Annotated in this window: 21 protein-coding genes, 1 tRNA gene and 1 pseudogene; 18 read left to right on the top strand and 5 right to left on the bottom strand. The window is 59.7% G+C overall.

From position 1 onward, the window contains the following. Window positions 1-36: 36 nt before the first annotated feature. Window positions 37-246 (bottom strand): hypothetical protein, encoded by a 210-nt coding sequence (locus BUB23_RS01265; protein ID WP_073101201.1) that lies wholly within the window; start codon window positions 244-246, stop codon window positions 37-39. Window positions 247-731: 485 nt separating this feature from the next. On the opposite strand from BUB23_RS01265, the gene BUB23_RS01255 reads away from it, so the two are divergent. Then, a complete protein-coding gene (locus BUB23_RS01255) occupies window positions 732-1,484 on the top strand; it encodes a glucose 1-dehydrogenase (protein ID WP_073101615.1) in 753 nt (250 codons plus the stop codon). A gap of 82 nt (window positions 1,485-1,566) precedes the next feature. Here the strand turns inward: BUB23_RS01255 and BUB23_RS01250 are convergent, their stop codons facing one another. After that, complete coding sequence (locus tag BUB23_RS01250; protein ID WP_073101197.1) at window positions 1,567-2,397, bottom strand: SDR family oxidoreductase; 831 nt, start codon at window positions 2,395-2,397, stop codon at window positions 1,567-1,569. Window positions 2,398-2,508: 111 nt separating this feature from the next. Here BUB23_RS01250 and BUB23_RS01245 point away from each other — a divergent pair, with 111 nt between their 5' ends. Further along, on the top strand, window positions 2,509-3,405 hold the full coding sequence (locus tag BUB23_RS01245) for a LysR family transcriptional regulator (protein ID WP_073101195.1): 897 nt from the start codon (window positions 2,509-2,511) through the stop codon (window positions 3,403-3,405). Between the two features lie 141 nt (window positions 3,406-3,546). Then, window positions 3,547-3,867: a DUF1330 domain-containing protein gene (locus BUB23_RS01240; protein ID WP_073101192.1), complete on the top strand. Its 321-nt coding sequence runs from the start codon at window positions 3,547-3,549 to the stop codon at window positions 3,865-3,867. Between the two features lie 7 nt (window positions 3,868-3,874). On the opposite strand, the gene BUB23_RS26955 is transcribed toward BUB23_RS01240, so the two are convergent. Next, window positions 3,875-4,036, bottom strand: a complete 162-nt coding sequence (locus BUB23_RS26955; RefSeq protein ID WP_178372245.1) for a hypothetical protein — start codon at window positions 4,034-4,036, stop codon at window positions 3,875-3,877. A 249-nt stretch (window positions 4,037-4,285) separates the two neighbouring features. After that, complete coding sequence (locus BUB23_RS01235; protein WP_073101190.1) at window positions 4,286-4,807, bottom strand: hypothetical protein; 522 nt, start codon at window positions 4,805-4,807, stop codon at window positions 4,286-4,288. A 418-nt stretch (window positions 4,808-5,225) separates the two neighbouring features. Between BUB23_RS01235 and BUB23_RS27230 the strand changes: the two genes are divergently transcribed. The 13 genes and pseudogenes from BUB23_RS27230 to BUB23_RS01170 all read left to right on the top strand — a co-directional run bounded on the left by BUB23_RS27230 (window position 5,226) and on the right by BUB23_RS01170 (window position 15,844). Next, a complete protein-coding gene (locus tag BUB23_RS27230; RefSeq protein ID WP_281255532.1) occupies window positions 5,226-5,426 on the top strand; it encodes a type II toxin-antitoxin system RelE/ParE family toxin in 201 nt (66 codons plus the stop codon). Further along, window positions 5,416-5,703 (top strand): helix-turn-helix domain-containing protein, encoded by a 288-nt coding sequence (locus tag BUB23_RS01225; protein WP_245801121.1) that lies wholly within the window; start codon window positions 5,416-5,418, stop codon window positions 5,701-5,703. The genes BUB23_RS27230 and BUB23_RS01225 overlap by 11 nt, the downstream gene beginning before the upstream one ends. A gap of 677 nt (window positions 5,704-6,380) precedes the next feature. Further along, window positions 6,381-7,550 carry an ABC transporter substrate-binding protein gene (locus BUB23_RS01220; protein WP_073101188.1) on the top strand — a complete coding sequence of 390 codons (1,170 nt, stop codon included), beginning with the start codon at window positions 6,381-6,383 and terminating at the stop codon, window positions 7,548-7,550. 23 nt (window positions 7,551-7,573) lie between these two features. Further along, window positions 7,574-8,440: a branched-chain amino acid ABC transporter permease gene (locus BUB23_RS01215; RefSeq protein ID WP_073101186.1), complete on the top strand. Its 867-nt coding sequence runs from the start codon at window positions 7,574-7,576 to the stop codon at window positions 8,438-8,440. Window positions 8,441-8,444: 4 nt separating this feature from the next. Next, window positions 8,445-9,464: a branched-chain amino acid ABC transporter permease gene (locus BUB23_RS01210; protein WP_073101184.1), complete on the top strand. Its 1,020-nt coding sequence runs from the start codon at window positions 8,445-8,447 to the stop codon at window positions 9,462-9,464. Continuing rightward, window positions 9,461-10,225, top strand: coding sequence for an ABC transporter ATP-binding protein (locus tag BUB23_RS01205; protein WP_073101182.1), 765 nt, complete (start codon window positions 9,461-9,463; stop codon window positions 10,223-10,225). The genes BUB23_RS01210 and BUB23_RS01205 overlap by 4 nt, the downstream gene beginning before the upstream one ends. Then, window positions 10,218-10,910, top strand: a complete 693-nt coding sequence (locus tag BUB23_RS01200) for an ABC transporter ATP-binding protein (RefSeq protein ID WP_073101180.1) — start codon at window positions 10,218-10,220, stop codon at window positions 10,908-10,910. Before BUB23_RS01205 ends, BUB23_RS01200 begins: the two co-directional genes overlap by 8 nt. After that, window positions 10,907-11,746, top strand: a complete 840-nt coding sequence (locus BUB23_RS01195; RefSeq protein ID WP_073101178.1) for an N-acyl homoserine lactonase family protein — start codon at window positions 10,907-10,909, stop codon at window positions 11,744-11,746. The genes BUB23_RS01200 and BUB23_RS01195 overlap by 4 nt, the downstream gene beginning before the upstream one ends. Window positions 11,747-11,811: 65 nt before the next feature. Further along, window positions 11,812-12,864 (top strand): LacI family DNA-binding transcriptional regulator, encoded by a 1,053-nt coding sequence (locus tag BUB23_RS01190; protein WP_073101176.1) that lies wholly within the window; start codon window positions 11,812-11,814, stop codon window positions 12,862-12,864. A gap of 20 nt (window positions 12,865-12,884) precedes the next feature. Further along, window positions 12,885-14,003: an NADH:flavin oxidoreductase/NADH oxidase gene (locus tag BUB23_RS01185; protein WP_218598818.1), complete on the top strand. Its 1,119-nt coding sequence runs from the start codon at window positions 12,885-12,887 to the stop codon at window positions 14,001-14,003. 38 nt (window positions 14,004-14,041) lie between these two features. Next, window positions 14,042-15,178 carry an NADH:flavin oxidoreductase/NADH oxidase gene (locus BUB23_RS01180; protein ID WP_073101174.1) on the top strand — a complete coding sequence of 379 codons (1,137 nt, stop codon included), beginning with the start codon at window positions 14,042-14,044 and terminating at the stop codon, window positions 15,176-15,178. Between the two features lie 32 nt (window positions 15,179-15,210). Next, window positions 15,211-15,433 (top strand): annotated as a pseudogene (locus BUB23_RS26380) (IS630 family transposase); the annotation flags it as partial. 105 nt (window positions 15,434-15,538) lie between these two features. After that, window positions 15,539-15,844, top strand: coding sequence for a hypothetical protein (locus BUB23_RS01170; protein ID WP_073101172.1), 306 nt, complete (start codon window positions 15,539-15,541; stop codon window positions 15,842-15,844). Window positions 15,845-16,197: 353 nt separating this feature from the next. On the opposite strand, the gene BUB23_RS01160 is transcribed toward BUB23_RS01170, so the two are convergent. Then, window positions 16,198-16,276, bottom strand: a tRNA-Ile gene (locus BUB23_RS01160). Window positions 16,277-16,500: 224 nt separating this feature from the next. Between BUB23_RS01160 and BUB23_RS01155 the strand changes: the two genes are divergently transcribed. Together BUB23_RS01155 and pbpC are read left to right on the top strand one after the other, a co-directional pair. Then, window positions 16,501-22,413, top strand: a complete 5,913-nt coding sequence (locus tag BUB23_RS01155; RefSeq protein WP_245801120.1) for an alpha-2-macroglobulin family protein — start codon at window positions 16,501-16,503, stop codon at window positions 22,411-22,413. Between the two features lie 33 nt (window positions 22,414-22,446). After that, a complete protein-coding gene (gene pbpC / locus BUB23_RS01150) occupies window positions 22,447-24,615 on the top strand; it encodes a penicillin-binding protein 1C (protein ID WP_073101168.1) in 2,169 nt (722 codons plus the stop codon). Window positions 24,616-24,648 lie beyond the last annotated feature (33 nt).

Here is a 24,648-nt window from a genome sequence, read left to right as displayed (position 1 = left end):
TCCATATGCGTCGTCTGGGCATGGCTGCGCGGATTGTTATTGATCGTTGCGGGACTCTTTGGATTTTCCAAATGCCATCGGGGTGTCATCCTCGCCGTTAAGGGGCGGGGAAGAGGCTCCCTGCGGATTTGGATTACCGTCAAATTGCGTCGCTTTCCGTCCCGCCGCTTCGCTCTTCTCGGCGCTGTCCTTTGCCTGTTTCCGGTCTTGCTGCGAGGGGTTTGCGCGTTTCTGATCCTGTGTCATGATATTTCTCCATAAGCATCATCCGGGCAGCTCGGTTGAACAGCCTTCACGCTTTGCGTACACGCATTGAAAGCAAACAATGTGCCTGATAGGGGCAGATGACTTCGCCGGGCGCGCATCCAGGAACGGCTTTCAAGAGCATGCTACAAGAAAGGCTATAGCATCTCCGGAGGATCAGGCAAAATGTCCATTCAATCGTTTAGTCGATGCGGCGTAGCGCTTCTTTTTGGCGCACTCGTTGGGTGCTCCTTCACCGGCCCCGAAGCTCCGGGCATCGGCACCAAGGCCTCGGATGCCGGCACCAAGCCCTCGGCTCGTGGAGACAATTGCAGGCAGAATCGCAGCGGGTGCATATATGAAGGGGCGTACGAGCCAAGAGAGCGGGACTACGCTGAACAGGAAGCGAAACGCCTGAATCACGCCGCATTGGAAAGGTTGCGCCGCGGCTCTCGCAAATGACCATCAGTGTTCGAGGATTTAGCCCCATGAAAACATTTACCGATAAAGTCGTTCTCATTACCGGCGGCACCTCTGGCATTGGCCGGGCCACCGCTATTGCTTTTGCTCAAGAAGGGGCCAGCGTTGTCGTTGTCGGGCGGCGGGAAGATGAGGGCGCCGAATCCGTCGCTCTCATCGAGCAAGCAGGTGGCAAAGAACTCTTCGTGCGGGCCGATGTTTCAGTCGAAGATGATATTGCATCAATGGTCGCGCAGACCGTTGAAGCGTTTGGCGGCCTGAATTTTGTTTTCAACAATGCGGGAGTTTTTCTTCAGCCCACTCCCATTACCGAGGTAAGGGCCGAGGCCATCGACCGCATCCTGGCCGTCAACGTGCGCGGCATCGCGCTTTGCATGAAGCACGAAATTCCGGCGCTCATACAGAGTGGTGGTGGCGGCATCGTCAATACCGCCTCGTTCCTGGGCATCCGGCCTTTTCCAGGCACGGCGATATATAACGCGAGCAAGTTTGCGGTCATCGGGCTCTCCAAATCGGCGGCATTGGAGTTCGCTGCGCAAGGAGTCCGGGTCAATGTGGTGTGTCCGGGCGTGATCGACACGCCCATGAACGAGGCGATGCGAGCGGAAGAAAGCGGCCGCGACTTTCTCAATGGACTGCAGCCGATGAAGCGCACTGGTCGCCCTGAAGAGATTGCTGGGGCGGTCCTATACTTGTGCTCGCCGAGCGCGGGGTTTACCACGGGCACGATACTCAGCGTGGATGGAGGGATCACGGTTTAGTGTGATTGCCGGCGCGATTCCGGTGGATCGCAGTCGCGCCGGCGGCCCCCAAAGCGGTACTGGCAAAGAAGGATGATGGACGCTACACCTCACGATCGGCGGAAAGCGTCACCGCTTTCTGCGCCTCCAACTGTCGCAAGCGCTCGGCCAGCGCCTGGCTGATCGAGGCATAGGCGGTGCTGCCCAGGGCAAGGCGCAACGGCGCAGCCTTGGCATCCGCCGCAACAATCATCGCGTCGACCGTCCTGGCGGCATCGCCCTTGATGGCGAAGGCGCCGGATGCGATCGCCCGGCGCACTTCGCCAGCCGGCGTGTCTTCGTAGCATGGCATGGGCGGCGCGCGATCCATGCCCTCGGCGAAATTCGTGCAGGTCGGGCCAGGCTCGACGATCAGGAAATCGATGCCGAATGGTGCGACCTCCTTGGCGACGGATTCCACGAAGCCTTCGATGCCCCACTTGGTCGCGTGGTAGAGGCTGAAGTTCGGGTAGGCGATCTGCCCGCCTTCGGAAGACACCTGGACGATGCGCCCGCCGCCCTGCGCGCGCAGATGCGGCAGGACCGTGCGAATGAACTGGATGGACCCGACCAGGTTCGTAGCGATCTGGCGCTCGATCTGCGCGTCGCTTGCTTCCTCGGCTGCCCCGAACAGGCCGTAGCCAGCATTGCTGACCACCACATCGATGCGGCCCATGCGCGCGAAAGCGTCCGCCACGGCGATCCTCATGGCGCCGGTGTCCGTCACGTCGAGCGTCAGAACCTGCAAGCTGTCGCCGTGCTGCGCGAGCAAACCGTCGAGTGCGCCGGGTTTGCGCAGCGTGGCGACGACCCGGTCGCCGCGCGCCAGCAGACGCTCGGTAAGGAGGCGGCCGAGGCCGGTCGATGTGCCAGTGATGAACCAAGTCTTGACCATGATGTGCATCCAGAAAGAGGAAAAGGCGAACTACTGGAATGGATTGTATGGCCGTATCATTGTTATGATAACCACCAATTATTTGCATGAAGAGGTGAAAATAAATCACCAATGAGCAAACCGACACTGACCGATCTGCGCGCCTTCATGGCGGTGGCCGAACACCGCAGCTTCCGGCTTGCGGCCGATCTGCTGGGAATGACGCGCTCTTCTCTGAGCCACGCCATCCGCGGGCTGGAAGACAAGCTAGGCGCCCGTCTGCTGCATCGGACGACACGCAGCGTGTCCGTCACCGAGGCGGGCGAGCGCCTGCTGAACCGCCTTGATCCGCTGTTGCACGACCTCGACACGGCGCTGGAAGAGGTTGCCGGCGCGCACGGCCAGCTTCAGGGCCGACTGCGCATCAATGGCAACGAGGCCGCGATTCGCCTTCTGTTGCAGACGGTGGTGCCGACGTTCCTGGCCCGCTACCCCGGCGTCGAGCTGGACCTCGTGGCCGAGGGGCGCCTGGTGGATATAGTCGGCCAGGGCTTTGACGCGGGCATCCGGTTGGGCGAAGCCGTGCCGAAGGACATGGTGGCCGTGCGCCTTGGCCCGGACATTCGTTTCCTCGCAGTTGCCTCTCCGGACTACCTGGCGGGACATCCCGCGCCGAAAGTGCCTGACGCGCTTGCAGGACACCAGTGCATCAGGCAGCGGCTGCCTAGCGGCAAGCGTTACCGCTGGGAGTTCAGCAAGCGAGGACAGTCCCTGGAGATCGACGTGCCCGGCGCGCTAACCTTGGACAACAGCCAGTTGATGGTCGAGGCGGCCGTGGCCGGCACGGGAATCGCCTACGTGCCGGAACCCTATGCGCGCGCCGCCCTCGATGACGGGCGCCTGGTTGCCATCCTGGAAGACTGGTGCCCGCGCATCCCGGGATTGTTCATCTATTTTTCCCGCAACCGGCATGCACCGGCGAGCTTGCGGGCTTTCATCGACGCGATTCGGGAAGCGGCAGAAAAGTGAAGGCGGGTAGCAGCCATCAGCGGGTGGCTCGAAGGCATGGCGCGCGCCGTGGGTGTGAAGTTCGTATTCGCTCATGTCATTCCTCTGAGTGGACGCGCGTGCGTGTGATAAAAAAGAGGCGTATGAAACTTGGAGCGGGCGATGACTGCATATGCTGTGGCTGTAATTCGGGAAACTCGATTCAACGATGAAGTAGTCGAGTATTTGCAGCGTATTGATGAGACGCTGGCACCTTTCTCCGGCAAGTACATAGTCCACGGCGGCCCATATCAGCCTCTTGAGGGCTCTTGGTCAGGGGATCTGGTAGTGATCGAGTTTCCTTCGATGGAAATGGCGAAGGCTTGGTATGGCTCTGATGCTTATGCGGCTATTCGCCCGCTGCGCATGAACAACACAGAAGGGGAGGTACTGCTGGTGCCGGGCGTTCCAAAAGGCCACAGGGGCGCAGATATCCTCGGCTAATCATTAGCTATCCAACCGGCCAGCCGATGCCGGGCAATTCCGGTGATACCCGGCGGTAGCTTGCCATTCCCGGCCGATCCAAGAACGGCGTTTCGCCGCCATTGTTTGCCCGGATGTAATCGGCCTCGATCTTGGAACTGGCGATGACCACCTGCCCGATGTCTGACATGGCCTTATTGCAGGCAGGCGAGGATGCGCAGGCAGGAGCCATCCCGATGATCCTCGGGACGAATATTGCAGCAGGCTCGGTTGCGGCAGCCTTCTGGCGGGCGGCGGCTTCTGAACATCGGGAGAGGCAGGTGGCACATACACAGAAAGATCTGCAGGGCCGTGCATGAAATTGATGATTTCTAGTGAAGGTCTGATCTATTGGGCGGCGATTGCTGTGGGGCTGTTGGTGTGGCGCGTGGCTCTTGTGCTAATCCGAACTCAACACGCGGGCTTCACCAGAGCAAAGCGTCAAGCCAATGCTGAGGCGGCCGTCCTCGCGTAAGACCAGATGACAGCAGTCGGCTTCCGTGTCGACAGTAACGTGGCTGTTCTTATCCTGGCCTACCCCAGAGGGCGTTTGGAATACGATGTGCTCATGCCATGTCGCTTTTACGGTTGCAGCATCGGTGCCATGCGAGATGACATCCTTGATTTTTACATCAAGCGAATAGTCGGCAATACTATTCTTGCTCGCCAGCGTGCCAAAGAGTCCACCCAGTTGCAGTATGTCATCCTTCTCGAGCGTCATGGCCACGCTACCCGTATGGGCACCGTCTTTCTGAATGCGGATATCTGCCTGGAACGCGGCGCCTTCGGCCAAATTGGCCTCTGTCCAATCCAACACCAGTTGCGGATCGTAGGCTTGCATCAAATCCTTAGCCTCTTCGCAGATTCTGTGTAAATATTTACGGATATCTTCTTTCGATAAGCCATGCGCTGCCGTGTCCATGTCATCCTCCTTGAGTGTTTTGACATAAAGCCAGCTTTATTCTAGAGCGTTATTCTAGAGCGCAAACGAAATCGCTTCCGCCACGCCTGGTTTCAGAAGCTTACTTTGCTTTTCCCGGGGCTACGGTAACCGTCATGCACTGGCACGGCTACATCATTTCGATGAGCATGCCGATAGCGAAAGATGCTGATGGCCTTGTATAGCGCCCTTGAGCGGAAAAAGGCCAAAGTTACGCCCTTACGTAGCAATGTGGCCGAGGTACTATCAAACATAGCAAAAAAGAGATAAAATGATGACGTGGCGTGTAAAACTGTTGCCCATCGCGGAAGATGAACTGATGACAATACCCGCCGATATGCAAGCGCGCTTTTTACATATATCCGAACTGCTGGAAGAGCTAGGCCCCTGAAACGTGGGGATGCCGCACATCCGGCATTTGGAGGAAAAACTATGGGAAATGCGCATGACCGGGCGCGATGGTATTGCCCGTGCTGTGTACGTGGCTCGCACCGGCAAGCTATTAACGGTGCTGCATGTGTTCATTAAAAAAACACAGAAGACCCCACGCAAAAACATTGCTATTGCCTATGAGCGATTACGGAGCCTTAATGATGACTGAACTATCCAAGCTGAAAGCCCGCTTGCTGGCTGACCCCGAAACAAGGGCCGAGTATGACGCCCAGGCCCCCGAGTTTGCGATTGCCCGTGAACTGATTGCTGCCCGTGTTCGTGCTGGCTTGACGCAAGATGAGATTGCCAAGCGTATGCATACAACGCAGTCCACCGTCGCCCGACTGGAAAGCGGCCGGACTATGCCCTCAATGCGCACGCTCACACGCTATGCCGAGGCCACGGGCAGCCGTACTGTTATCAGGCTGGAAGCAGAGACAGCTTGATGGTTTGAAGCGCTTTACGCCAGCATTTAGTCCGGGGCGAAAAGCCGGACACCTTCACCGGCCTGATGCTGGCACCTTTTCATGAAGGATGCCCGGCGGTCGATACCACCGCTGCCGCGTATTACCTAAACCGTCCAAAGCCAGTGCTCTTTCGAAGCATGATTCACCGGAGGGCTTGCAATGAGCGAAATGCAAGCAGTGCTGTACCGTACGCCAAAGACTGACATGGCACGCGCTGCTCCATGATCTTCCCATGCGCTGCGCGGTTGAAAAAGCGAGATTCCGATGGCCTGTGTTGCTTTAAATAGTTGCGATACAGCCCGAAAATAAAATTGTTTCATTCATGAAAACCCTTACATGGGCGACGGCTTGCCTGCTGTCGAAAGAACGGACTCGTCTGTCAGCCTCAATGCTATTTCACATCGGAAGATAAAAAACATATTCGTTATTATTGTAACTATCTGATTTTTATACATTAAATAATGTAGACGAAAAGTTCGGCGTTGCATGGTACTGCATCGCTGAATTTTTTTCGACTTATAAAGTATATGGTTTGATCTCCGGCTCCTAGTTGACGGTGCCTTACTTTTTAGAGTACTTTTCTCAAAAATGAAACATTTCATTTTTATTGCCTAGAAAATCGATTGTGACTAAATCAGAAGTTTAGAGGAGACGGTATGAAAAGAAAGCTTGTTGGCTTTGTTGTCGCATGCGCGATTACTGCCTTGCCCGGTGTGGCAGCGGCAAACTGTGAGATTAAGTTGGGTGCGACGGGCCCTCTCTCTGGGGCTGCAACTCAGTGGGGGCTCGCCATCAAGGGGGCTGCTGACTATGTGGCCGCCGAGGTGAACGCCAAGGGCGGGATGAAGGTCGGCGATGAAACCTGCCAGCTTCGCGTGATTGCCATTGACGCGAAATATACAGCGGAAGGGGCGGCTGCGGCTGCGAACAATTTCGTCAGCCAAGGCGTCAAATTTATCCTGGGACCCATGGGTTCACCGGAAGTCACCGGTATGAAGCCGATCGCGACCCGCAACAAGATGCTCATGATGAGCGATAGCTATGCTCGCGATGCCATCGGTCCTCGTTGGCCTCTTACGTTTCACATGGGTCCTGGGCCTGCCGCATGGGGCGATCCAATTGTGAAGCATGCCAAGGAGAAATTCGGTGTCAAAAAGGCGTTGACGATTGCACCAAACGACCAGGCCGGAACCGATGTGGCTGAAGTGGTTGCCGGTATTTATGAAAAAAATGGCGTACCGACCAAGCTTGAGTATTACCAGCGCGGCACAACCAACTTTGCACCGATTGTCACGCGCATCATGGCCAATGCACCCGATGTGGTGGATACCGTATCGACCCCTCCGGGCGACGCGGGCATTCTGGTCAAGCAATTGCGCCAGGCCGGCTATCAGGGTGTGATCGGCCGTCTTGGCGGTCCAGGCACTGCCGAGATCGCTCGCGTTGCCGGAGGCATGGACGTATTGCGCGACTTCTACTGGTTTGAACCTGTCTTCATTGATGAGAATGTTCTCGAGCTGCAGAAAAGCTATAAGAAGTTGCTGAACGCAGAACCGCCAGAGAACAACTTCTTCTACCTATTCGTTGCCGGCGGCCGGGCCTTGGTGCAAGCCATTGAAAAAGCAGGTACCTATGAAGATGCCGTAAAGGTGGCCGAAGCCCTGCGCACGATTGATGTGATCGACCCCAACCTTGGCGAGGGCAAGTGGATTGGCCAGGCAACGTACAAAATCAATCAGGAACTGTCATTGCCGTTTGGAATTGGAACGATTCGTGATGGCAAGGAACAGCCTGTGATCCGGGTTGACGCGCCGGTCGATTACTGACATCGAAGACGAGGGGTAGGATCGTGGATAGTTTTATCTCAGCTGGCCTCATAGGGCTTGCGCTCGGCGCTCAGTATGCACTGCTTGCCTTGGGGTTTACTTTGATTTTTGGAATTCTTGGTGTCGTGAATTTTGCACACGGGGGGTTCTATCTTCTAGGCGGGTATGCGGCATACGTATGCGTATCGTGGTTCGGGATACCTTATCCTCTCGCGGTCGTATGTGCGGCTTTGGCAACAGCAGCGCTGGGGTATCTTTTCGAACTCCTGCTCCTTGAAAGGGTGATCGATAATCATCTGGCAACCCTGATCCTGACTCTCGGTCTGTATCTGGTCATCTGCACCGCGGTTGTCGTGGTGTTCGGGCCAGATGCGCCGCTCTTTCAATTCCCTGTGGACGGGGTGTTGCGCTTTGGCGGTGTGTATCTTCCGCTAGCCAACCTCGTTGTCTTTGCGATCTGTTTTGCTGCGATCGGCGTGACATACGGCCTTCTGTATCGAACCAACTTCGGACGCAGCCTTCGGGCGTTGTCTGAAGATCGCTCGGTGGCGGTGGCCTTGGGAATTCGAGCCAAGCTGATGTTCCCACTGGCTTTCGCGCTGGCGACCGGCTTGGCGGGAATGACCGGTGCGCTGGTGACGCCGATTCTTTCGCTCACGCCTCATGCAGGTGATCCGGTGCTGGCCGCGTCTTTCCTGGTTGTGATTCTGGGCGGGCTGGGCAGCTTGAGCGGTGCAACAGTCGCCGCCTTCCTGGTAGGTCTGGTTGAAGCCTATGCCGCTGTTTATCTGGGCGGCTCCAAAGGCGCACTGATGCTGTTTGTGCTTGTTCTGATTGTCTTGCTTGTGAGGCCGACCGGGCTCATGGGTGTGCCGACGCGCGGAGCCTGAAGACATGCAAAAAAATAATCTTGTAAATCGTATTGGATCTTCGGAGCTGATCGCGCTGGCCGCCATGCTGCTTGCGCTGGTTTTACCGGCGATCACCACTGATGCGGCTGCCGTTTCCGTTCTGACGCAGTTTATGATTGCGACCATGGGCGCGCTAAGTGTCTACATCATGCTGCGCATGGATCTGATGTTTTTTGCGGTCCCTGCCTTTATGGCGATTGGGGGCTATTCAGCCGCCATTCTGAGTGCCCACCACGATATCACCGACCTGTTTATCTTGACGGTGACAGCGTTCGGGCTGCCGTTTCTGCTGGCAATCCCGCTTGGCCTTCTGGTCTTGCGGATGAAGGGAGTGTATTTTGTGCTCGTCACCTTCGTGCTCGCTGAAATCATGCCGCTCGTCCTTTTTGAAACTCCTGAGCTTACCGGCGGTTCGAACGGGATATCGGGATTGCCGGCTGTCACGATTTTTGGTGACTACTACGCAATTGAATCCAATAATTCGGTGCTGATGTTCGCCTCTGGCCTGGCGCTGTTGGCCGTGGCGCTTACCGTGATTCTAACCCGCTATTTCAAGCCCCAGTTCGACTCCATCTGTGAAGACGAAATGCTGGCTCAAAGTGTGGGACTGGCGGTCGCGCGCTACAAGATCATTGGCTTCTGTTTTGCTGCAGGTATTGCGGGGCTGGCCGGGTTTGCACTGGTTGAAATGCTCATGACGGCACATCCCACTTCGTTCTCCGCCATGTCTTCAGTCAATTACGTGGCCTACGCCATTGTGGGTGGGCAAAGCGCAATCCTGGGGCCGTTGCTGGGGGCTGGCGTACTGGTCTGGGCAGCCAACTTGTTCAGCTTGCAGGGTGAAATCTCGCAAGGCTTGTTCGGTGTTGTTCTGATATTGGCTGTGGTGTTCGCCAAGGGCGGACTGATCGGTCTCATTCAACAACACGGGGTTCGGCTTCTTGCAGGCAAGCGTCGGGGTAAGGCGCAGGCCAAGGGTCAAAATGAAAAGGAGTACGCATGACTAACGCCTCCGCTCACTCTGCTCCTGTACTGCGGGTCGATGGCGTTTCCAAGCAGTTTGGTGGCAACAGGGTATTCAACAATGTCACCCTGTCCTTGAACGCGGGCGAGGTGCTTGGCGTGATCGGCCCCAACGGAGCCGGTAAGACGACGTTGATCAATGTGGTTTCTGGCCAGATTGCTCCAACCAGCGGCCGTATCTTATACGGCGGGCGTGACATCAACGACAAATTGTTCCACACTCGTAGTTCCATGGGCTTGGTCCGCACGTTCCAGCAGACGAAAACGTTCAAGACGGCATCGGTATACGAGAACCTTCATCGCGCGCAGCTGTTCAGCGGGCGGGGGATTTCGCTTGATGAATCCTATTTGACCGAACTTTTACGTACAGCCAGCCTGCTGGGTCGCCTGGATCAGCTCAGCGATACGCTGCCTTATGGCATGCAGAAGATGCTGGGCCTGCTCATGGCGTTTGTCACTGATCCTCGTATTCTTTTGCTTGACGAGCCTGCCGCCGGGCTTGAGAAAGAGGAGCGCTTTTTCATTGATCAGTACGTGCAGATCGCCATGAGGGAAATGGGTTGCTGCGTGCTATTGGTGGAGCACGATATGGACCTTGTAAAACGGCTTTGTCCCCGTGTGTGCGTTCTGGATGGGGGGTCTCTGATTGCCGATGGCCCGCCCGCCGAGGTGCTGGCTCGCCGCGATGTGATCGAAGCTTATCTTGGAACGGCTGGAGAAGAGGAGCACGCTCATGCTTGAGGTACGCAATCTTGTCGTCCGTTATGGCGGCATTACCGCATTGAACAGCGTTTCTATTACGGTTCCAAAGACTGAGACTGTCATTCTCGTGGGAGCCAATGGAGCCGGAAAATCCAGCTTGATCAATGCCATTATCGGGATGGTGCCGATCAGCGAAGGAAGCATTGTTCTCAATGGCACGGATCTCGGAAAGATTTTGCCCTATGACCGCGCCAATCAAGGAATAGGGTATTCGCCGGAAGGACGTCGGGTGTTCCCGACCATGACGGTACGCGATAACGTGCTCGCAGGCGCATCCCGGCTCGGTAGAGCTGGGCAGAGCGCCATATACGAGAAGCTGGCTGATTTATTCCCCATGCTTGAAGAGCGCGCGAATCATTACGCCGGCTTTCTGAGTGGCGGACAGCAACAAATGGTTGCTATCGCCCGTGCCATGAGTGCTTCGCCCAGGCTGTTGCTTCTGGATGAGCCCTTTCTTGGCTTGGCTCCTGTCTGGATCGAGCAGATCAGCAAGGCGATTCGGGCATTTCGTGCCGAAGGCGTCACGGTGCTTATGACTGAGCAAATGGCAGTACCGGCACTCAAGGTGGCGACCAGCGGTTATGTGATGCGCACGGGCCATATACTGCGTCAAGGTACGGTGGATGAGCTGCGCAGCACAGCTCTCGAAGAGGAATACTTATGAGCTTTTCAAAGAATATCCGGGCAGAAGATAAGCAGTATCGGCTGCTTACAGTGCACTATGCGTCCAGCCCGGCGAACCGGAAGGCGCAACACAACTTCATGTCTGCAGTGGACTTTCATGATGTGCCCATGCCTTTGGATTTTTATGTCTGGGTGGCCATGTCCAAGGATAAGGTCGTACTGATAGACAGCGGTTGCGACCAGGACACATGCAATCGTCGAGGCCACACGTTTCATCGTTGCCCAACTGACGCGCTGCGCAGCCTAGGCGTGTCACCCGAGCAGGTAACAGACGTCATCGTCACACACATGCATTGGGATCACCTGGGCAACCTGGAAAAATTCCCGAATGCACGGATTCATGTGCACAAGGCAGAAATGCAGCACGCCACGGGCTGTGCGATGTGCCATGAAACGCTACGTCGTCCATACGACGTTGATCAAGTCTGTACGGTGTTGCGGGCCCTGTACGCCGGCCGGGTCTCATTCACAGATCAGGATGCCGAGATCTTGCCGGGTATTTTCATTCGGCCGGTCGGAGGCCATGCTCCAGGCCTTCAGATCGTGGAAGTTGCGACGGCTCGCGGGCAGGTGATTCTTGCTTCGGATGCGATGCATTTCTATGCGAATGGTGAATTGACCAACCCTTACCCAGTAATTGTGAATGTATTGGACTATATGAATGGCCTTTCCCTGCTGAAGAGTTTGGGGGCCACACCCGATCATATTATTCCAGGGCATGATCCCAAACTGCGTGAGCGGTTTCCGGCTGTTGCGAACATTGAGGGGATATGGGATATTTCCCAGCCGCCGCTGTCTGCTGCAAATGCCAATTAAAGATTGGATGTTCCCGAGGGCGCGGCTGCGATACTGAAAATAAATGGGTTATATGGAGCATTAGTATGGCGCGAGTCAAAAAAGTGGCGTCGCAATCGTCTCCCGCACGAATTACCGTGCAAGAGGTTGCTGATCTTGCCGGTGTATCGATTGGTACGGTTTCTCGCGTTATCAATAACGTGCCTGGTGTAAAGCCTGCCGTTATCAAGAAAGTGCAGGGGGCGATCGATGAATTGGGCTGGAGCCCGAATATTGCAGCACAGAATATACGGACGTCATCGTCTCGAATGATTGGATTCATATTTTCCGATATTCGAAATTCGCTTTATTCCAGCATGACCAAAGGCGCTGAAGAGGTGCTGAGTACGAGGGGATATCTGTTGGTAACCGCCAGCAGTGACGGCAACCCCGAGCGTGAAGTGGTCCTCATCGACTTTTTCAAACGTCGTCGTGCTGATGGAATGATCCTGACGATCCAGGAAGAAAATAATAATGCGGTGCTTGCCGCTATCGCCAATTCGGGTATTCCGCATGTGATGATGGAGCGGGAAATTCCCATGGGTTCGATTTCCATCGGTGCGGACCACTTTCGAGGAACCCGCCAGGCGGTCCAGTATCTGCTGGGGCTGGGGCATCGGCGAATTGCCTTGATTACCGGCGGTCGGGGCACGCGTGTGGCCCGGGACCGGATTCGTGCTCTCGAAGAGGCATTGGCATCCGCCGGTATCGAGCCCGATCCCAATCTTTTTTGTATTGATTCTTTTGCCGCTGAGTACGGTCTTTCACAAACTCAACGCTTAATGAATATGAAAGAGCCGCCGACTGCGTTGCTATCCATGGGCGTACGCTTGTTGCCCGGCGTATTGGAGGCCTTGCAGCTTCTGGGTAAGAAAATTCCCGATGACCTTTCTTTGATTTGCAGCAACGATACTGATATTGCCCGCATTGTGACGCCACAGATCACGGCTGTGCGATATGACGCCTTGGCGCTCGGCAGAATGGCGGCGGAAAGCTTGATTGACCAAATAGAGAAACGAACACACGAGGACAGGCCTGTCAGGATCGAAATTCCGACCGAGTTGATACTGCGTAACTCCTGCCGGGCGATTTCTTCATAAAAAACCGTGCTGATATCAGCTTGAAAGATAGAAAGAGAGACATAAAAGTGGATGATTTGTTATTTCAATCTTACGAGATGCGTGGGCTGAAATTGCCCAATCGGATCGTGGTGTCGCCTATGGCGCAATATTCCGCGAGCGCGGACGGCCTGGCGACGGACTGGCATCTGGTTCATTATGGCAATTTGTCTCTATCGGGTGCCGGCCTTGTCATTCTTGAGGCAACCGCGGTTGTGCCGGAAGGCCGTGTTTCGCCCTATTGTTTGGGTTTGTGGGATGACTCCCAGGTGGCGGGTCTGCGAAGGATTGTGGAATTTGCTCGCCGGCCGAATGCAAGCCACATGGGTATTCAGCTCGCACATGCGGGGCGCAAGGCCTCGGTTTCTCAACCTTGGCTCGGAGGCGGCGCACTTTCCCTGGCCGAGGGAGGGTGGGGATTGTGGGGCGCCTCGGCCGCCTCTTACCCAGGTCGTGATGAGCCGATATGTCCTGGTGCCGACGACCTGGAACGCATCGCTAAAAGCTATCTTGCGGCGCTCAGAAGGGCGGACGAAGCCGACTTCGACTTGGTGGAGCTGCACGCGGCACATGGGTATTTCCTGAATACCTTTTTGTCGCCCTTGAGCAACTTCCGCGACGACCAGTGGGGCGGGGATATCGAGAGAAGAATGCGCTATCCGCTGGAGATCTTCCAGCGTTTGCGCGCGGCGTGGCCAGCCGAGAAACCGATGGGCGTACGTATCTCCGTAACCGATTGGGTAGAGGGCGGCTGGGATATTGCATCATCCGTGCTGTTTGCAGAGCGTCTGAAAGCATTGGGTTGCGATTATGTCGCCATCTCGAGCGGCGGTATTTCGCCGGACCAAAAAATTACAGTTGGGCCAGCTTATCAAGTGCCTGCCGCTGCCCAGGTTCGAACGCAGTCGGGCCTGCCGGTAATGGCGGTCGGAATGTTGTCCGACCCGGATCTGGCGAACCGTGTATTGGTCGAGGAAAAGGCTGACCTGATTGCCGTGGGACGTGGAATGCTGTTCAACCCCCGTTGGCCCTGGCATGCCGGCCTTGCTTTAAAAGGCCAGATGCGAGTTGCGGATCCCTATTTGCGTTGCCATCCCAGTTTAAGAAACTTGCCGCGCTGACTCATTGAAGTCGAGCGTACATTTTATGAGTGCTAATCATGTCCAATGAGTATTTACTTTTCCGCCCGATCACTTTCCGGGGGGTAACGCTTCCGAATCGCATTGTTCTTTCGCCTATGGCAATGTATGTGGCTGAAGAAGCGGCGCTCAACGATTTTCACATGACACACTATGGCAAGTTCGCCATGGGCGGTGTGGGTCTGGTTATTGTCGAGCAGACAGCGGTTTGCCGTCGAGGCAGAATTACAAACGGTTGCCTGGGTCTTTGGAGCGAGGAACAGCTTCCGGCTTTTCGCCGTTTGACGGATCTAGTTCATGGTTTCGGCAGCAAGGCGGCCATTCAGATTAATCACGGCGGTCGTAAAGCTAGCGCGCAGCGGGCCTGGCAAGGAAATGGCGCGCTGACCGCAGAAGACCTCGCCCGTGGGGAGGAGCTGTGGCAGCCCGAAGGTCCGTCGGATTTGCCTTTTGCAGAAGGATGGCCGGTACCGGAGGCAATGACGCTCGATCGGATCGGCCAGATTCGTCAAGAGTTTGTCGACACCGCCTTGTTGTCTGAGCGAGCGGGCTTTGACATTATTGAGTTGCACCTGGCACATGGCTACTTGTTGCAGAGTTTCCTGACGCCGCTTGCAAATAAACGTACAGACGCCTATGGCGGCTCCCTTGAAAACCGGATGCGTCTACCCTTGGAAATCGCCAGGGACTTGCGGGCAGCTTTATCCGACGATACGCCGATCTTTGCTCGTATCTCTGCCACGGACTGGGTCGAAGGCGGTTGGACACTGGAAGACAGTGTGGTGCTGGCACAGCGCCTTAAAGAGGTGGGCGTTGATTTGATAGATTGTTCATCTGGCGGAAACTTGCTAAGGGGGGCGACCAATTCAAACCTGGCTCGTGGGCCACTATACCAAGTTCCCTTCGCAGAAGAAGTGCGCCGGTGCGCAAATGTTCCCACGATGGCGGTCGGCATGATTCGTACCGGGGCCGAGGCGGAGAGTGTGCTGCGTGATGGCAGAGCCGACTTGGTGGCGATAGGCCGACAGATGCTTTTCAATCCGTTCTGGGCACAGCACTATGCGCAGGAACTCGGGCAAGACCCCGGCTTTTCACGCTGGCCTGAGCCCTACGGTTGGTGGTTGTCCAAATGGGCAAAGGCCTTGGCTTCTGCATAGCGGCGAGGATCCAGATGTATGGCGTCAGGCCCAAGATCAGCAACGATCCACATTTTGCTGAGAACGTGATCGATGTCGTGAGCCTTTATGAACTCGCCCGAGAATGCCATGGTGCTCTCGGGCGACGAGAGGACGCAGATTCAGGCGTTCGATCGTACAAAGCCGATGCTGCCGTTGCGCCCCAGCCAGATCGAACGACGAACCCATGACTATAAGCGCCATGGCACCGCCAGCCTGTATGCGGCGTTCGATGTGCGCATTGATTCATTATATTTGCTACCCATGATGATCTGTTGCCTCATGTAATGTGTTACCCGTCGGATGGGCCGACGGGAGCCCATCATGGCGAGGCAACTAAGCATGGCTACGCGTAAAGAACTAATCGGCGCCGTCAGGCAGCGCTACTGCAATGCGGCGCACGCAGAGAAGAGGCAGCTCCTTGACGAGTCCGTCGCACTCACGGGATATCATCGTAAACACGCCATTCGCATTCTGGGATGCGCGCCTGAGGTGTGCGCCTCGCCACCTGTTCGCAACCGTGTATACAACGAAGCCGTCCGGCAAACACTGATCGGACTGTGGGAAGCAGGAGACCGGATCTGCAGTAATAAACGATTAAAAGAGCTCATCCCGATCTTAATTGAAGCCATGCAGCGCCTTCGGTAAGCTGTGAATACTGGCGCGGCCTCATCATTCCGATGGGAGTGCCGGTATTTTTGGATACCACGGATGATTAAGGGATTAGCAAGTCACGAAGGGCGGGCTACCGCGCCCGAGCCCGTAGTGCGCCGTGTGAATTTTCAGGCCCGGCCGAACATCAAACACAACGAACCGAAGTTGAGCGCCGACGATCTGTCGGATTTCCGGTATCGATTAAGCGCGATACGGTCGGTTGTGGACGGCCTCATTGAAAGGATGGATGCGCTCAAATAAACGGCTCTATTTTTCGTTTTGCGGAGCAACCCCGTTTTTGCGGAGCAAGAAAAAGGCCCTCGATCTCTCGAAGGCCTTGGTATTACTGGTGCCCCCCCCGTGAGTCGAACACGGCACCAACGGATTATGAGTCCGCTGCTCTAACCAAGCATGAGCTAGAGGGGCTTGCCGATTGTGCGCCTGGCTTTTACGCCGGGTTGCTGCTCAATCGATCAGCCCGCAATTATTACATAAACCGCCGATGCTTGCCTAGCGGCATTCGTTCATGCGGCCTTGGCCATATTCCACGAGCTGACTCGCCGTCTGAACGGTGGTATCGTGGCCGAAAATCGGGTCGGAGAAGGCTAGTGTATCGTATCAGGGCTATGGTTTTGGCGTGGGTTTTATGCGTGTCTCCGGCGTGGGCGGCGCAGATCGTCCAGTTTGCGCCGCAAGGCAAGGTCGCCAGGATCGAAAGCGTGAAGCTGGCTTTTGATGCGGATGTGGTCGCGTTCGGCGATGGCCAGGCGCCGGCGCCGGTGGATGTGTCCTGCGACGATCCCGGTATCAAGGGCGAGGGCCGCTGGCTGGACGCCAGGCGCTGGACTTATGTATTCAGCGCCGCGCCGGGGCCGGGGGTGAGCTGCACGGCCAGGGTCAGGCCGGAGTTCCGCACGCTGGCGAACGAGGCGTTGGAGGGCAAAGCCAGTTTTGCTTTCCAGACGGGCGGTCCGGTGGTGCTGGATACACGGCCTTATGGTTCGACCATAGACGAAGACCAGGTGTTCGCGCTGCATTTCAATGGCGCTGTCGACGCCGGGAGCCTGCTGGCCAATACGCGCTGCGTGGTCGAAGGCCTGGGCGAGGCGGTGCCGCTGCGCCTGGTCACGGGCGAGGCGCGCAAGGCCATCCTGAAGGCGATCTACTATTCGCGCGACGGGCTCATGGATACGGCGGCGCTTCAGTTGCTGCAATGCAAGCGCCGCTTGCCGGCCGAGGCGCGGGTCCAGTTGAAGGTGGGGCCCGGAGTGGCGGCGGCTTCGGCGGGCCGGACTGCGGCGGCAAGTTCACAGGCCGAGGTTTTCGACTATAAGGTGCGGGCGGCGTTCAAGGCTGCATTCAGTTGCCAGCGCGAGAATTCCAGCATGCCCTGCACGCCGGTGTCTTCGCTGAACCTGGAGTTTTCCGCGCCTATCGCGCGGGCCGATGCCCGCAGGATACGCTTGAAGACGCCGTCGCGGGAATTGCCGCCGACGCTGGGCGGCGGCGATGGGGAGCGGGGCGATGTTTCGCGAGTGCGTTTCGACGGTCCATTCCCCGAGCTTGCGACGCTGAGCCTGTCCTTGCCCGAGGACCTGAAGGACGATGCGGGCCGCGCTCTGGCCAATGCCCATCAGTTTCCGCTCACGCTGCGGACGGCCGCGTACCCGCCGCTGGTGAAGTTCGCCGCGGTGCCATTCGGCGTGATCGAGCGCTTTGCCAATGCGGCGGCGGATGGCGATGATGCGCAGGCGCCGGCCAGTGTGCCATTGACGCTGCGCAATGTGGAAGCCGCGCTGGGCACGAAAGAGCTGGCGGTTTCGGCGGGCCGGATCAGCGACTACGCGCCGCGGGACGATCTGGATGTGCTGCTTTGGTACGCGCGCGTGCGCCGGCTGGAAGCCGGGCGCTGGACCGCCCATCAGCTCGAGGACATCATGGCCGGCCGCAAGCCGCGCCAGGAGGACAAGCCCGTTGTGATCGATGCGCGCGGATTTTCGGCCCTGAAGGGGCAGCCTGACGCGCGCGAGCTGGCGCTGCCAGGGATCAAGGCGAACGATCCCAGGCCTTTCGAAGTGATAGGCGTGCCGCTGGCCGAACCGGGCTTCCATGTGCTGGAGGTCGAATCCGCGCGGCTGGGGCAGTCCTTGCTGGCATCCGCTGCGCCCATGTATGTGCGCAGCACGGCGCTGGTCACGAACCTGGGTGTGCATATCAAGACCGGCCGCGACGATATGCTGGCCTGGGTGACGACGCTGGACGATGGCCGGGTGGTGCCCGATGCGGCCATTGCGGTCCTGAGCTGTTCGGGCAAGCTCATGGCTGAAGGCAAAACGGATGCGGACGGCATCTGGCGCCACCGGCAGCCGCTGGATGCGCCGGACTACTGCGAAGACACGGGCCTGAGCGGCGCTTATGTGTCGGCCAGAATCGGCGCCGATCATCCGCTGGCGCGCGGCAAGGCGGATTTCTCTTTTGCGTTTTCGGATTGGAATCGGGGCATAGAGCCGTGGCGTTTCAATGTCCCGACGGATACCAGCCCCAAGCCTACGCTGGTGGCGCACACGGTGTTCGACCGCACTTTGCTGCGCGCCGGGGAAACCGTGTCGATGAAGCATTTCGTCCGGATACAGACGCGCGACGGCTTGGCGGTGCCTGCCGATACTGATGATCTTCCCAGCAAGCTGGTGATCGAACACCAGGGCTCCGGCCAGCAGTATGAACAGCCGCTGTCCTGGCGCAAGACCGCCTCGGGCGGCCTGTTTGCCGTCAGTTCCCTTGCCATTCCGCCGACGGCGGAATTGGGCGTGTACGCGGCGCGGCTGACGGATGCCGACAACCACTGGTACGGCAGCAGCGAGTTCCGCGTCGAGGAGTTCAAGCTGCCGGTGCTGACGGGACAGTTGAAGATCAGCGATGGCGCGGGGTCGGACGTCGTGGTCGCGCCGCAAGCGCTCAGCGCGGACGTGCAGATATCCTATGTGTCGGGAGGGCCTGCGGGGCGATTGCCGCTGCGGGTCTCCGGCGTGCTCAGGGATAGATGGGTGAGCTTTCCCGATTATGAGGATTATTCTTTCAGCCCGCCCGAAGAGCGGGACGGCGGGGCTGATGACGAATCGGATGCCGGCGCCGGGCAAGAGGCGGCCGACGCGCAGAAGCAGTCGCTCTTCCTGGACAAGCAGGCCATGGTGCTCGATGCCCGCGGCGGGGGGCGTCTGGCCATCCCGGCGTTGCCGGCCATAAGCCGGCCTCAGACCATGTTGTTCGAGGCGAGTTTCGCCGATCCCAATGGCGAGATCCAGACCCTGGCCCAGTCGGTGCCGGTGTGGCCGGCGCGGGTGCAGGCCGGCATACGGGCCGGCAGCTGGGTGCAGGCGGGCCAGCCGGCGCGTGTCAGCGGCCTGGCCCTTGCTCCATCGGGGCAGCCGCAGGCCGATATCGCCATGACGATCACGGCGCTGGCCCGGACCACGTATTCGACGCGCAAGCGGATGGTGGGCGGCTTTTACAGCTACGACAATCGCACTGAAACGCGCGAGCTGGGCACGGTCTGCGAAGGCAGAACGAATGCCCGGGGCATGCTGGACTGCACCGTGGAGCTGAAAGACGCCGGGGCTGTCCAGTTGATCGCCAGCGCGAAAGACGCGCAGGGGCGGGAGTCCAGGGCCGAATCCACGGTGTGGGTGACGGGCGCCGGCGATCTGTGGTTTGGCGGCGGGAATGACGACCGCATCGATGTGATACCCGCCAGGAAGGTCTGGAAGCCAGGCGAGACTGCGCAGTTCCAGGTCCGCATGCCGTTTCGCCGCGCCACGGCGCTGGTCGCCGTGGAACGCGAAGGGCTGCTGAAGACCCAGGTGGTCAAGCTGGAAGGCAGCGATCCGACCATCAGCATTCCTGTCGAAGCGCAGTGGGGCCCCAATGTCTATGTGTCGGTGCTGGCTTTGCGCGGGCGCCTGCGCGAGCTTCCCTGGCAATCCTTTTTTACCTGGGGCTGGCGCCAGCCGGCATCCTGGTACAACGCCTTTGTGGACGCCCGCGGAAACCAGGCGGCGGCTCCGACAGCCCTGGTGGATCTGGCCAAGCCTTCATTCCGTTTCGGGCTGGCGCAAATCCGGGTGTCCGACGACCAGGATCAGTTGCGGGTCAAGGTAAGCACCGACAAGCAAACCTACCAAGTGCGCGACAAGGCCAGCGTGACGGTGCAGGTCAGCACGCCGGACGGCAAACCGGCGGCCCACGGCATGGTGGCGTTCGCGGCGGTGGATCAGGCGCTGTTGGAGCTGGCCTCCAACGAAAGCTGGGATCTGTTGTCGGCGATGCGCCAGTTCCGTAGCTACGGTGTAGATACAGCAACGGCGCAGATGGAAATCGTGGGGCGGCGGCATTACGGGCGCAAGGCCATGCCCGCCGGGGGTGGAGGCGGCAAGAGTCCCACGCGTGAGCTGCTGGATACCTTGTTGCTATGGAAGCCCGCGGTCGAGCTGGATGCCGAGGGCAGGGCGCAATTCACCCTGCCGCTCAATGATTCGATAACGCGCTTCAAGCTGGTGGCCATCGCCGATTATGGCGCGGGGCGCTTCGGCACCGGCAGCAGCGATATCGCCAGTACGCAGGACTTGCAAATCATAGCGGGCCTGCCGGCCCTGGTTCGCGAGGGTGACCATTACCAGGCGATGGCGACGCTGCGCAATTCCACCCAGCGCGCCATGCGCCTGGATGTCGCGGCCGCTTACACCGGCACGGGTGTGCCCGGGGAAAGCCTCGAGGCGCAGGCGGTCGACCTGGCGCCGGGCGCCGCCCACACGCTGAGCTGGGAGATACAGGCGCCCGAAAGCGATGCCTGGGGTGAAAAGGCGACGCTGGCCTGGACCTTCGAAGCCCGTGAGCAGGGCGCGCAGGCGGCGTCCGACAGGCTGGCCTTCCAGCAGACGCTGGTCCCGGCGGTTCCCGTCGCCACACGCCAGGCGACGCTGCTGGCGCTGGATTCGGGCGAACCGGCCGTCAGCCTGCCGGTGTCGGTGCCGCGCGGCGCTCTGGCGGGCGCGAATGGCGCGCCGCGCGGCGGCTTGCAGGTGCATGTGCAATCCAGCCTGGCGGGCGGCCTGCCCGGCGTGCGCGAGTGGTTCGCGGCCTATCCCTACACCTGCCTGGAGCAGTTGGGTTCCAGGGCGATAGGCCTGCGCAGCGAGTCCCAGTGGCGGGACCTGATGCAGCGCTTGCCCGACTACCTGGACGAGGACGGCCTGGCCGGCTACTTTCCGGGGGCCCGGTATGGCGATGAAGTGCTTACGGCGTATTTATTGACGGCGAGCCACGAGGCCCAGGCGCTGGGTCTGCCCTACGCCATTCCCGAGCGCAGCCGGCTGGCCATGACGCGCGGCCTGCTGGCCTTTGCGCAGGGCAAGCTGACGCGGCAGCGCTGGGCGCCGCAGAAAGACCTGGACGTGCGCAAGCTGATGGCGCTGGAGGCCTTGTCGCGCTATGGCCTGGTCCAGCCGCGCATGCTCGACAGCATTGCGATAGATCCGGATCGCTGGCCGACATCGGCGCTCATCGATTGGCTGGCGCTGCTGCAGCGCCTTCCCGGCATTCCCGATCAGGCCGCGCAGCTGGAGCGGACCGGGCAGATGCTCAGGGCGCGCCTGCTGGTCTCGGGAACGACTGCGGTGTTTGGCGATGAGGCGCGCAACGACTGGTGGTGGCTGATGGTGAGCCCGGAATCGAATCTCGCCAGGCTGATACTGGCGACGGCCGGGCAGGCGCAATGGGAGCAGGACTTGCCGCGCCTGGCGCAGGGGCTGCTGGGTCTGCAGCGCAAGGGCGCCTGGCGCACGACGACGGCCAACTTGCTGGGGACTCTGGCGATCGAGAAATTCGCCCGGCATTACGAGCGCGCGCCGGTTTCCGGCCGCGTGCAGGCAAGCCTGGCCTCGGGCGGCGATGCGCAGGCTTTCGACTGGGCCGCGCTTGCGCCGCAGGCCGGCGTGCGCGCGCATGACTTTTTGCTGCCATGGTCCACGTCGCCGTCCGATACGCTGACCGTCGGGCAGCAGGGCCGGGGCCAGGCCTGGGCCACGGTAAGCTCGCTGGCGGCGGTGCCGGCGGCCACGCCGTTGATGGTGGGCTATGACATTGCGCGCAGCGTCAAGCCCGTTACGCAGGCCGTGCCGGGCGTATGGTCGCGCGGCGACGTCTATCGCGTGACCCTGAACATCAAGTCCAGGGCCGCGACGACCTGGGCCGTGCTGAACGATCCGATACCGGCGGGCGCCACGATACTGGGCGGCGGCATGGGGCGCGATTCCGGCATCGCCACGCAGGGGCAAGCGGCAAGCGGCTGGAGCGGCCCCAGCTTTGTGGAACGCCGCCACGATTCTTATCGCGCCTATTATGAATATCTTCCGGCGGGCGCGAGCACCATCGAGTACACGCTGCGGCTGAACACGGCGGGGCGGTTCCAGTTGCCGGCCACGCGCATGGAAGCGATGTATCAGCCGGATGTCTTCGGCGAGCTGCCCAACCCGCAGGGGTTGAGCGTCGAACCGGCCCAGGGTGATTGAGCCGCGCGCCGGATGGCGCGGCGGGAAACGGGAATGACGAGAATCTTTGGCGCAATGCTGCTTCAGTTCTTGCTGGCGCTCTATGCCCAGGCCGGGGCCGCGGCCTTGCCGTCTTTCGAGGAGGTCAAGGACCATTACCAGGCTTCCGATATCCTGGTGCTGGATCACGCCGGAGAAGTGCTGGAACGCGTGCGCAGCGATTTCCGGGCCAGGCGCGGCGACTGGATCGAGCTTGGCGATGTATCCGTCGCCCTGCAAAGGGCGGTGATCCAATCTGAAGACCGGCGTTTTTATCAGCACGAGGGCGTGGACTGGCGCGCCATTGCCGCCGCCGGCTGGGGCAATCTGTTCCATCAGCAGCATCGCGGAGCGTCCACGCTCAGCATGCAGCTTGTGGGCTTGATCGACGATGAGTTGCGCCGCGGCGGCGCCGGCCGCAGCCTGTCGCAGAAGATAGACCAGGCCCGCCAGGCGCTGTCCATGGAAGAGCGCTGGAGCAAACCGCAGATACTGGAAGCCTATCTGAATCTGGCGGCCTTCCGGGGCGAATTGCTGGGCGTCGACGCCTTGTCGCGCGTGCTGTTCCAGAAGCATTCCAGCGGCTTGAACGGCCGGGAAGCGGCGCTGGCCGCCGTGCTGCTGCGCGGGCCGAATGCGGCGCCGCCGGTATTGCAGCAAAGGACTTGCGCCTTGCTGACCGATATGGGGCTGGCGCAGGAATGCCGCGGCCTGGACGATTTCCTGTACCAGGCGCTGCGGCGCCGGTCGGCGCCATGGGCCGACAACCGCAGCCTTGCGCCGCATTATGCGCGGCTGGCCCTGGGCCAGTTGGCGGCGCCGCCGCGGCCGGGCCAGTCGCTGTCCACCACGCTGGACGCCAATTTGCAGCGCTACGCCCTGCAAAGCGTGAGCCGCCGCCTGCAGGCGCTGGGCATGTCCAATGTGCGCGACGCCGCGGTCGTGGTGCTCGACAACAGCACCGGCGGGATACTGGCCTACGTGGGATCATCGGGCGGGCTTTCGGCCGCCGGGCGGGTGGACCACGCCCGCGCTTTGCGCCAGGCCGGCTCGGCGCTCAAGCCTTTCCTGTACGCCCAGGCGATCGAGCAGGAGCGCCTGACGACCGTGTCCTTGCTCGATGATGGGCCTCTGGATCTTCCCACTGGCAACGGCTTGTATATTCCGCAAAATTACGACAGGCATTTTTCGGGATGGGTGAGCGTGCGCACCGCGCTGGCTTCGTCCTTGAATATTCCCGCCGTGCGCGCCTTGCTGATGGTGACGCCGGACGCATTCGCGCGGCGCCTGGTGCGCCTGGGCCTGCCGCTGGACCAGGCGGGCGATTTTTATGGCTATAGCCTGGCTCTCGGCAGCGCCGACGTGACGCTGCTTTCCCTGACCAATGCCTACCGCAGCTTCGCCAACCTGGGCGCCTATTCCCCGGTCCGGTATTTCCCGGACGCCGGCGCGCCGCCGCAGTCGCAACAAATCATGTCGCCAGCCGCCGCGTGGATCGTGGGCGACATCCTATCGGACCGCCAGGCGCGCGCCCGCACATTCGGCCTGGACAGCCCTTTGTCGACGCCTTTCTGGACGGCGGTGAAAACCGGCACCAGCAAGGACATGAGGGACAACTGGTGCGTGGGCTGGTCGGCGCGCTACACCGTGGGGGTATGGGTGGGCAACAGCGGCGGGGCCAGCATGCGCGATGTATCCGGCGTTTCCGGGGCCGGGCCTGTATGGCATGACCTCATGGCCTATCTTCATCGTGGCATCGAAAGCCGCCAGCAGCCGCTGCCGCCGCAGGTAAGCCGCGCCCCGGTCAGCTTCGAGGGCAATACCGAGCCGCCGCGCGAGGATTTTTTCATAGGCGATACGGCCATTGCCCATGTGCAATTGGCCCAGGCCGGACAGCAGCCGGGGCAGGGGCCGGCGCGCATCGTCGCGCCGGTGGCCGGCACGATACTCGCGCTCGATCCCGATATACCGCAAGGCAGGCAGCGCATCCTGCTGCGGGCGGACAAGCTGGCGGGCGGCAGGCCGCAGGGCGTTTCATGGCGCGCCGGCCAGCGCATCCTGGCGCGCGGCGCCGAAGCGGCCTGGGAGCCGTGGCCGGGGCGGCATCGCATTCAATTGCTCGATGAGCATGGCGCAATCCTGGACGAAGTGGGCATCGAAGTGCGCGCCGCGAGGCCCAAATAAGCCTTTCGCATACTCCTTCCAACAAATTGACAG

Origin of the sequence: Pollutimonas bauzanensis, from assembly GCF_900129885.1 — a bacterium.
GTDB lineage: Bacteria > Pseudomonadota > Gammaproteobacteria > Burkholderiales > Burkholderiaceae_B > Pollutimonas > Pollutimonas bauzanensis.
This window is presented reverse-complemented; position numbering and strand designations above follow the sequence as displayed.